We start from the raw sequence: 9,575 nt of genomic DNA, 5'->3' as shown, positions 1-9,575 counted from the left end.
AATTATGGTCGATATTTGTAGATATAGCGAGTAATCTTTGAGTTTCATCGTGATAAGTTCGTTCAGTTTAAACTGTACGGTCTAAATGGACGCACATCTAGTTATTTATTTCTTGATAATAAGGCAAAAAACCAGTAAAGTAGAAAAAGTGGATTTAGGCAGTCGAACATAATAGTAAAAAAGTCATAGTTAAATTAAGTGGGGTGAGGAAGGTTCATGCCTGTGATAAAGGTTGAGAATTTGTCGAAAATATTTGGCAAAAAAACAAAGGAAGCAACAAAATTATTAGATGAAGGTTATACGAAAGAAGAAGTATTAGGAGAAACTGGTTGTACTGTTGGGGTCAATCGGGCTAATTTTGAAGTCGAAGAAGGCGAAGTTTTCGTTATTATGGGGCTTTCTGGTAGTGGGAAGTCAACTCTTGTTCGTCTTTTAAATCGCTTAATTGAACCAACAGAAGGGGAAGTAGAAGTAGAAGGTGACAAACTGGCTCATATGAATAAAGAAGACTTACGTACTGTTCGTCGAGAAAAAATGAGCATGGTCTTTCAAAAATTTGCTTTATTCCCATTTCGAACCGTTCTTGAAAATACAGAGTTTGGCCTAGAAATCCAAGGTATTAGTAAAGAAGAACGTTCAGAAAAAGCTAAGAACGCCCTTGAATTAGTTGGACTGGGTAGTTTCATTAATCAATATCCTGAACAACTATCAGGTGGTATGCAACAACGTGTCGGTCTAGCTCGTGCATTAGCAAATGATCCAGAAGTTCTTTTAATGGACGAGGCATTCTCTGCGTTAGACCCACTGATTCGTAAGGATATGCAAGACGAACTGTTAGATCTACAAGAAAAAATGAAGAAAACTATTATTTTCATTACGCACGACTTAGATGAAGCTTTACGTATTGGTGATCGGATTGCACTAATGAAAGATGGTTCGATTGTACAAATTGGTTCACCAGAAGAGATTTTAGTCAATCCTGCCAACGATTATGTTGAACGATTTGTAGAGGATGTTGATCGTTCGAAAGTACTTACAGCAGAACATATTATGAAGCGACCAGAGACAGTAGATATTGAGAAACACGGTCCACGAGTTGCCTTAGAGCGTATTCGCGAGCAAGGCCTATCCAGTATTTATGTCGTTGATCGTTCACGTAACTTACACGGTTATGTCACGGCTGACGATGTATCAGATGCGAGAAAACAAGAGAAGAATGATTTACGCGATATTTTGCGTACAGATATGCCGACAGTAAGTAAAGATGCTGCGATTCAGGAGATTTTCGATATCATTTATGATGCACCCGTACCCGTTGCGGTTGTTGAAGATGATAAGTTAAGAGGAATCATTGTCCGTGGTTCAGTCATTGCAGCATTGGCAAACGGAAATGAGGTGAATGAATAAGATGCTTGATTTTATGCCGAAGATTCCATTAGCCGATGGCGTGGATTGGTTTGTTGAAAAAGTACAAGAAACATTTGATTTCATTTTTGATCCGATCAAAGAACATTTTGGTACTTTTATTGAATCCACTGCCGAATGGCTAAGTCAATTACCCGCACTTTTAATTATTTTAATTGTGGCAGTCATTGCATTCTTTGTTTCTGGTAAAAGAATTGGCTTACCAATCTTTTCTATCATCGGGTTATGGTTTGTCTATAACCAGGAATTATGGGAAGCATTGATGGAGACATTTACACTTGTTTTCTTTGCAAGTTTAATTTCAGTCATTATTGGTGTTCCAGCAGGGATTTGGATGTCCAAGAGTAAATGGGCTCAGACCATTATTACACCCATATTGGACTTTATGCAGACAATGCCTGCATTCGTTTATTTAATTCCTGCGATTATCTTCTTAGGTATTGGTATGGTGCCAGGGGTGTTTGCATCAGTGGTCTTCGCAACACCACCAGTTGTGCGTTTTACCAATTTAGGAATTCGCCAAGTATCCGGTGAGTTAATTGAAGCATCCGAAGCTTTTGGTACCACTGGTTCACAAAAATTATTTAAAGTTGAATTACCAATGGCTAAGAAAACGATAATGGCTGGTGTGAACCAAACAGTCATGCTTGCATTATCTATGGTTGTTATTGCATCAATGATTGGTGCACCTGGCCTAGGTGATAATGTGTTAACAGCATTACAGCGTGCTGATGAAGGTGCTGGTTTTGTTGCCGGTCTAGGGATCGTTATTTTAGCGATTATCATTGACCGTATTTCTCAAAACGTGAACAAATAATGCGATAAACATTCCCAATCTTTTTGGGAAGTTTATAATAAAAATTTACAAAAAAGGGGAGATCTATTCATGTTTAAAACAACATGGAAACAGTTAGGTCTAGTGGCTGTTTTAGCACTAGTTATGGTCTTAGCTGCATGTGGCGGAGGAGAAGGCTCCGATGATAGCGAAGGCCAATCAGAAGGAAATGGTAGTGAAGAAGAAACTGCAGTTGGTGAAGGCAAAGAGATCGAATTAGCATATGTGAACTGGGATACAGAAATTGCTTCTACAAACGTAGTTGGCAAAGTATTGGAAGACCTAGGTTATGATGTGACACTAACATCTTTAGATAACGCAGCAATGTGGCAAGCTGTTGCCAATGGCGATGCTGATGGTATGGTAGCGGCATGGTTGCCATTAACTCACGAATCTCAGTATGCTGAGTATGGAGATCAAATGGTAGAACTAGGAGCTAACCTAGAAGGTGCCAAAACAGGTTTAGTTGTACCTTCATACATGGATGTTGATTCTATTGCAGATTTATCAGATCAAGCTGATAAAACAATCACTGGAATTGAGCCAGGGGCAGGTGTTACAGCTGCTTCAGAAGCTGCAATTCAAGAATATGATAATCTAAGCGATTGGGAATTGCAAACTTCATCTAGTGGTGCAATGGCTACAGCACTAGAAGAAGCGATTAACAATGAAGAAGAGATCATCGTTACTGGTTGGTCTCCGCACTGGAAATTCTCTAAATTTGATCTTAAATATCTAGAAGATCCAAATGAAGGTTTTGGTGAAGCTGAGAACATTGAAACAATGGTTCGTGAAGGCCTAGAAGAAGACCTTCCAAATGCATACAGTGTACTAGATAACTTCAAATGGACAGAAGAATCTATGAACTCTGTTATGCTTGAAGTTCAAAATGGTGCAGATCCAGCAGAAGCAGCAGCAGCTGGGTAGAAGATAACCAAGATAAAGTTGACGAATGGACTGCAGATGTTGAATAAGTAACATATCAAGAAATCCCTTTACTCGATTAAGAGTAGAGGGATTTTTTTCTATTGTAAAATCAATGAAGTGATCATAAGTTATTTTATTGGTATACTACAAGTGACAGATCAATAAAAGGGAGATGAGGTAATGATTGATTTATATACTCCAGTTGATATAGAAGATTTATCATTGAAAAATCGAGTGGTAATGCCACCGATGTGTCAATATTCCGTAAGAAAAGAAGATGGTACGCCAAATGATTGGCATTATACCCATTATGTTAGTCGAGCAGTTGGCGGGGCTGGACTTGTTATTATGGAGATGACCAATGTAGAACCAGATGGCAGAATTTCTAATAATTGTTTAGGTTTTTGGTCAGATGAACAAATTCCTGCCTATCAAAAAATTGTCGATGCGGTTCATCAACAGGGTGCCAAGATTGGTATTCAAATTGCTCATGCCGGTCGCAAAGCCGAAGATGCAGACACTCCCGTTTCGTCATCAGCCATTCGTTTTAACGAGAAATATAAAACCCCACGTGCTTTAACAACTGATGAGGTGAAACAAATGATAGAAAAATTTCGCCTATCGGTTCGTCGTGCAGTGCGAGCTGGCTTTGATACGATTGAATTACACGGCGCTCATGGTTATTTAATCCATCAATTTCATTCTCATTTAACGAATCAGCGTGATGATGAATATGGGGAGTTATCCAAGTTTGGCGTAGAAGTTATACGTGCAGCGAAAGAGGAAATGCCAGGAAATATGCCACTCATTATGCGTATATCTGCCACTGAATTTGCTGAAGATGGTTATGATCTTGAGGGTGGTGTCGCTTTGGCCAAACAGTATAAAGAAGCAGGCGTCGATTTGTTTCATATTAGTGCAGGTGGAGAAGGGCCCGTTTCACCATCACGTTTCCCTGGTAGTCACGCTGGTTACATGATTCCTTTTGCACGGAGAATAAAACAAGCCGTGAATATACCAGTGATTGCTGTTGGGCGCTTAGACAATCCATTCTTAGCAGACGCTGTGATTGGAAATGGTGATGCTGACTTGGTTGCTGTCGGACGTGGTATGTTGCGTGATCCTTATTGGGCATTAAACGCTGCTGTTTCGTTAAATAAAGATGTAGATATCCCGAAACAGTACGAGCGTGGATATTTATAAATAGCTCATTTCATTTATCGGGAAATCTATTGAAGAAGCAGCTGAGATTTCCCGTTAATTTGCGATGTACTGAGAAATCTATAGGAGAAGCAGCCGAGATTTCCCGTTAATTTGCGATGTACTGGGAAATCTATAGGAGAAGCAGCCGAGATTTCCTGTTAATTTGCGATTTACTGGGAAATCTACTTTAGAAAACAAACGATTTGCCAGTCGTATAATGAGTGAAAATTAGACGAAGAATATTAAGATTTTTATAAATGTTTATGTGTATAGAAAAATATTAATTCCCGTATGTTACAATATGTTCAACTAGAACGATAGTGGAGGAGTGGCATGCCTCGTAATATACGTCTGTCTGAAAAACTGTTAGTGATCGGTTTAAGTCTAATTTTTCTATTTATGATTGTGCAAGATTGGGTTCCCTTAGGACCTTTAAATGATGTTCAGGCTATTCTACAAGAGAGTACGGTAAATGAAATATTCATTAAAAGTACAGTCGGCGCAGGACAGGTTCTCCTCATTTTAATAGGAGTTCTTTGCTATGTTGGCAAACGTTATCCAATCATCATTAAGTTATGGCTTATCATTCATCAAATAAGTATTTTTGTTGGTGCATTATTCGATTGGTGGTTTCCGTATTTTTTTGGTTATGGGGCGGATCAGAGAACACAAAGGTATCAAGAAATGTTTGGGCAAACACATTCATTTTTACCTGAAATGAATGGAATAACCCCAAATACTTTACATGTCTTATTCCATTCCATCCTTTTCACCTGCATTTTACTCACCATTTATATCAGTTTTACGAGGAAATCTACGTCGGCTAGACAACAACAAATTGTTCGTTCTTCATAGAGTATCCTTTTTCTAAGCGACGGATCATAATATGGCAAAATCAACAGTGAGTAGTTGATCGAAGTAGAGAGGAATAGTAATATATCCACCAATATCTCATATCGTAAATAGATTATATAGTTTAAAGATAAAATTTTTCATGGTTTCGATATATAGAGACCGTACCACAAGACAAATCCAAAAAGTGCTAGCGGTGCTTTTTTTACAACAGCATATAATTTTCAAGTGTCGTAAAATTCACTTAAATGATTCAATCGATATCAATGATGGTCATACCACTCGGCAATATCAGTCTCATTGGTTGTTATCATCTGACTCTCTTTTCTTTAATTCCAATAACTCTTTCAACGTGTTTTGGATATTATGTAGCGTGATTAAAATAATCCCCAGCATGACAAAGGTGACAATTTCCCCAGTAATAATTGATAATATTGCTAGCAGTACAGCATATAATGTATATGCCCAATTCATAAGCGACATCCTTTCAAAAAATAGTTCTAATCAAATGATAACATAAATCAATCTATAGCAGCGTAAAAAAAGAAGGGTACAATCATTGCACCCTTCATGGCTTAATATGGATCGGAGACGTGTCCCATTTCTTCTGCTTGATCGACGGCTTGATCCATCTTATCTTCTTGGCTTTTCATTTTGTTCATGGCCATTTTCAATCCGTCCTCCACACGCTTACCATAGTCTTGATCGCATTGATAAAACATCTCGATCATTTTATCTTGAATGCCTTTCCGACAGTCAGATAAAGCTGATACCAAATTATGAATTAAATCTTTTCGTTCCCATTCATTGAGACGGCGATAAGTTTCTCCTGCTTGACCGAAATTATTGGTTCGAGGAATCGGTTCACGTTGCAAATGTCCTTCAACATATGGTTGATGTTCGCGACCAGGATTTTCTGATTCTTTTAGTCCGCTAATATACGATGGTTCATAATCGACATGAGGATCATTTTGGTCACCATAGTCTTGACGGTAATCCATTTGTCCACCTGATTGATTGGTAGCAATATTTTTCAGCGGACGATTGATGGGAAGTTGTAGATAGTTTGGCCCCACACGATAACGTTGTGTATCAGAATAAGAGTAGGTTCTTCCTTGCAATAGTTTATCGTCTGAGAAATCAAGCCCATCGACTAACACACCCGTACCGAATGCCGCCTGTTCTACCTCGGCATGAAAATTTTCCGGATTTTTATTCAACACCATTTTCCCGACTTTATGCCAAGGCGCCTCCTCTTTATACCATAATTTCGTTGGGTCAAGTGGATCATAATCTAGTTCTGGATGTTCGTTATCTTCCATGATTTGCACGTACAATTCCCATTCAGGGTAATCACCTTTTTCAATCGCTTCATACAAATCTTGTGTCGCATGGTTAAAGTTTTTACCTTGAATTTTGTCTGCTTCCCCTTGGGTTAAATTTTTAATTCCTTGAACTGGTTCCCAGTGGTACTTGACGAGGACGGATGTTCCTTCATGATTCACCCATTTGTACGTATGCACACCAGAACCTTGCATGTGACGGTATGTTGCAGGAATCCCCCATGGTGAATAGACAAACGTAATCATATGCATCGCTTCAGGAGATTGGCTGACAAAATCAAACATTCGCTCCAAGTCTTGAATATTCGTAACCGGATCAGGACGGAACGCATGAATCATATCAGGAAATTTTAGTGGATCTCGTATAAAAAATATTTTTAAGTTATTGCCGACAAGATCCCAATTCCCGTCTTCTGTGTAAAACTTAATCGCAAATCCCCGTGGGTCACGTAGCGTTTCCGGTGAATGTTTTCCGTGAACAACCGAAGAAAAACGGACAAATACAGGCGTTTGCTTTTCGGTTTCGGTAAAAACTTTAGCCCGTGTGTACTTCGAAATTGGTTCACCATTGACGGTACCATAGGATTGAAAATAGCCATGTGCACCCGTACCTCTGGCATGGACAATTCGTTCAGGAATTTTTTCTCGGTCAAAGTGACTAATTTTTTCAAGGAAATCGTAGTTTTCTAATGTCATTGGACCACGATCGCCAACGGTTCGGGTATTTTGATTATCTGTGACCATATGTCCTTGCTGATTGGTGAGTTTCTCTTCTTCACTGTTAAATTTTTTGTTAACCAAATTGGTCCTCTCCTTTCGTTCATGTCATTAGAAATTTTGCCCTATATAAACCTATATATGTATGAATGCGTATATTTTTGGCGAGCTGTTTGACTTGCCGACTTCCCTTTCCCTATCGAATCCTTTACAATTAGAGGCAGGTAGGTGATAAAAGATGAAACATGCGATTTATCAAATGGATGTAGAAGTTCTTGACCCAGCAACGAATCGAAAAAAAATACGTGAGTGGGCGGAATATCAAATAGCAGAAACGAATCCGGATACCATTGTATTACCAGAAATGTGGAACGCTGGTTATGCGCTAGATCAATTAGAAGAAGCAGCTGATCAGAAGCTACAACCAACATATGATTTTTTGAGCCATTTAGCATGGAGCTATCAAGTGAATATAATCGGTGGTTCTGTAGCGAATCAGCAGGAAGACGGCATATATAACTCAAACCTCGTTTTTAATCGAAAAGGAGAGCAAGTACACCAGTATGACAAGATGCACTTAGTACCGATGCTTGATGAACCTAAGTATTTGCAAGGTGGTAACAACCGAGCAGAATTATTTGAACTCGATCACGTGAAAATGGGCGTTGTGATTTGTTACGATCTTCGTTTTCCTGAATTGATGCGCTCACTTACATTGCAAGGAGCGGAAGTGATTTATGTTGTCGCACAATGGCCAGCAGCAAGAAGAAATCATTGGACATATTTACTCCACGCTCGTGCGATTGAAAATCAATGCTACATCGTTAGCTGTAATAGTTCTGGTGAATGTAACGGGACCCAATTCGCAGGTGAATCACTCGTCATTGATCCATTAGGTGAGTTAGTAGCAGATGGTCCAGCACAAGCAGAAGCAACCATCCATGCAGAAGTGGATTTAGAGAAAGTTAGAGACACACGCAAACAAATTCCTGTATTTGAGAGCCGTGTACCTAAGCTATACGACAATCATTGGGGGAAACATGATGCATAAATTTCAATTTTCTGATGCTTTGAACCGATTACCTGATCAATTCTTTGCCAATCTAGTGAAAAAAGTTGGTAAGAAAAAGGGACAAGGCTATGACGTTATTAATTTAGGACAAGGAAATCCAGATCTGCCGACGCCTTCTTTTATTGTTGAAGCGTTGCAAGAAGCAAGCGAAAATCCAACATTTCACAAGTATTCGCCTTTTCAAGGTTATCCGTTTTTAAAGCAATCGATTGCTGATTTTTATAAAAGAGAATACGATGTGGATGTCGATCCAAATCACGAAGTGGCGATTTTATTTGGTGCGAAAACAGGGTTAGTGGAAATTAGCCAATGCTTGTTAAATCCTCATGATCAAGTGCTTGTACCAGATCCCGGTTATCCAGATTATTTATCAGGAATTGCCTTAGCTGGTGGAAATCCAATTTATATGCCGTTGATAGAAGAACATAACTTTTTGCCGAATTATCGAGATGTAGATCCAGATGATTTAGATGCAGCGAAATTGATGTTTTTAAATTATCCGAACAATCCGACTGCTGCCACAGCGACGAAAGCGTTTTTTGATCAAACAGTAGAGCGAGCTAAACAGCATCATATTTGTGTGGTGCATGATTTTGCCTATGGTGCGATAGGATTTGATGGTGAAAAACCACGGAGCTTTTTACAATCAGAAGGTGCCAAAGATATTGGCATTGAAGTCTACACATTGTCGAAAACGTTTAATATGGCTGGTTGGCGTGTCGCATTTGCTGTTGGTAATCCTTCTGTTATTCAAGCGATCGAATTGTTGCAAGATCATTATTATGTCAGTATTTTTGGTGCGATTCAAAAAGCCGCACATGAAGCCTTACAACATGGGAATCAAGCGATACACGATTTAGTCGATACATATGAAAAAAGAAGAGATGCATTTATTGATTATGCTCATCGTATTGGCTGGCATGGTGATGCACCGAAAGGATCTTTTTTTGCTTGGATGCCTGTGCCCAAAGGTTACAGTTCTGAATCATTTGCGGATCTCTTGCTTGAAGAAGCGCATGTCATGGTTGCGCCGGGAAATGGATTCGGTCCGTCCGGTGAAGGGTATGTACGTATTGGGCTATTAGATGAAGAAGAACGATTACGCGAAGCTTGTGACCGGATTGATAAGCTACAATTGTTTTAAAGATTTTGACTGTAATGAATGAGGACATTTTTGGAGGCTTGGTGCGAGATTATCTAC

Annotated in this window: 8 protein-coding genes and 1 pseudogene; 7 read left to right on the top strand and 2 right to left on the bottom strand. The window is 39.1% G+C overall.

Translation table 11 applies throughout. From position 1 onward, the window contains the following. The first annotated feature begins 216 nt into the window (after positions 1-216). From J416_RS14815 to J416_RS14795, 5 genes and pseudogenes are all read left to right on the top strand, one after another. Positions 217-1,407 carry a quaternary amine ABC transporter ATP-binding protein gene (locus J416_RS14815; protein WP_003475284.1) on the top strand — a complete coding sequence of 397 codons (1,191 nt, stop codon included), beginning with the start codon at positions 217-219 and terminating at the stop codon, positions 1,405-1,407. A 1-nt stretch (position 1,408) separates the two neighbouring features. Next, a complete protein-coding gene (locus tag J416_RS16070) occupies positions 1,409-2,242 on the top strand; it encodes an ABC transporter permease (RefSeq protein WP_003475283.1) in 834 nt (277 codons plus the stop codon). Between the two features lie 69 nt (positions 2,243-2,311). Beyond that, positions 2,312-3,234: pseudogene (locus tag J416_RS16065) on the top strand (glycine betaine ABC transporter substrate-binding protein). A gap of 133 nt (positions 3,235-3,367) precedes the next feature. Further along, positions 3,368-4,390 carry an NADH:flavin oxidoreductase/NADH oxidase gene (locus J416_RS14800; protein WP_003475277.1) on the top strand — a complete coding sequence of 341 codons (1,023 nt, stop codon included), beginning with the start codon at positions 3,368-3,370 and terminating at the stop codon, positions 4,388-4,390. 333 nt (positions 4,391-4,723) lie between these two features. Further along, a complete protein-coding gene (locus J416_RS14795; RefSeq protein ID WP_003475269.1) occupies positions 4,724-5,245 on the top strand; it encodes a hypothetical protein in 522 nt (173 codons plus the stop codon). A 294-nt stretch (positions 5,246-5,539) separates the two neighbouring features. Here the strand turns inward: J416_RS14795 and J416_RS16000 are convergent, their stop codons facing one another. Further along, positions 5,540-5,716 (bottom strand): hypothetical protein, encoded by a 177-nt coding sequence (locus tag J416_RS16000; RefSeq protein WP_003475264.1) that lies wholly within the window; start codon positions 5,714-5,716, stop codon positions 5,540-5,542. A gap of 101 nt (positions 5,717-5,817) precedes the next feature. Continuing rightward, entirely contained in the window at positions 5,818-7,329 is a 1,512-nt protein-coding gene (locus J416_RS14790; protein WP_240407289.1) for a catalase, read from the bottom strand. A 211-nt stretch (positions 7,330-7,540) separates the two neighbouring features. Between J416_RS14790 and J416_RS14785 the strand changes: the two genes are divergently transcribed. Continuing rightward, positions 7,541-8,353 (top strand): carbon-nitrogen family hydrolase, encoded by an 813-nt coding sequence (locus J416_RS14785; protein ID WP_003475260.1) that lies wholly within the window; start codon positions 7,541-7,543, stop codon positions 8,351-8,353. Further along, positions 8,346-9,518: a pyridoxal phosphate-dependent aminotransferase gene (locus tag J416_RS14780; RefSeq protein ID WP_003475258.1), complete on the top strand. Its 1,173-nt coding sequence runs from the start codon at positions 8,346-8,348 to the stop codon at positions 9,516-9,518. Before J416_RS14785 ends, J416_RS14780 begins: the two co-directional genes overlap by 8 nt. Positions 9,519-9,575: the final 57 nt, after the last annotated feature.

It is taken from the genome of Gracilibacillus halophilus YIM-C55.5, assembly GCF_000359605.1.
In the GTDB taxonomy this organism is placed as follows: Bacteria; Bacillota; Bacilli; order Bacillales; family Amphibacillaceae; genus Gracilibacillus; species Gracilibacillus halophilus.
Note: the sequence above shows the minus strand (reverse complement) of the source record. Positions and strands in the feature narration are given on the sequence as shown.

Excerpts from the sequence above, each read along its gene's own strand:
- J416_RS16000 (WP_003475264.1), bottom strand. The coding sequence starts at position 5,716 with ATGAATTGGGCATATACATTATATGCTGTACTGCTAGCAATATTATCA.
- J416_RS14815 (WP_003475284.1), top strand. The coding sequence starts at position 217 with ATGCCTGTGATAAAGGTTGAGAATTTGTCGAAAATATTTGGCAAAAAA.
- J416_RS14795 (WP_003475269.1), top strand. The coding sequence starts at position 4,724 with ATGCCTCGTAATATACGTCTGTCTGAAAAACTGTTAGTGATCGGTTTA.
- J416_RS14790 (WP_240407289.1), bottom strand. The coding sequence starts at position 7,329 with ATGGTCACAGATAATCAAAATACCCGAACCGTTGGCGATCGTGGTCCA.
- J416_RS16070 (WP_003475283.1), top strand. The coding sequence starts at position 1,409 with ATGCTTGATTTTATGCCGAAGATTCCATTAGCCGATGGCGTGGATTGG.
- J416_RS14780 (WP_003475258.1), top strand. The coding sequence starts at position 8,346 with ATGCATAAATTTCAATTTTCTGATGCTTTGAACCGATTACCTGATCAA.
- J416_RS14785 (WP_003475260.1), top strand. The coding sequence starts at position 7,541 with ATGAAACATGCGATTTATCAAATGGATGTAGAAGTTCTTGACCCAGCA.
- J416_RS14800 (WP_003475277.1), top strand. The coding sequence starts at position 3,368 with ATGATTGATTTATATACTCCAGTTGATATAGAAGATTTATCATTGAAA.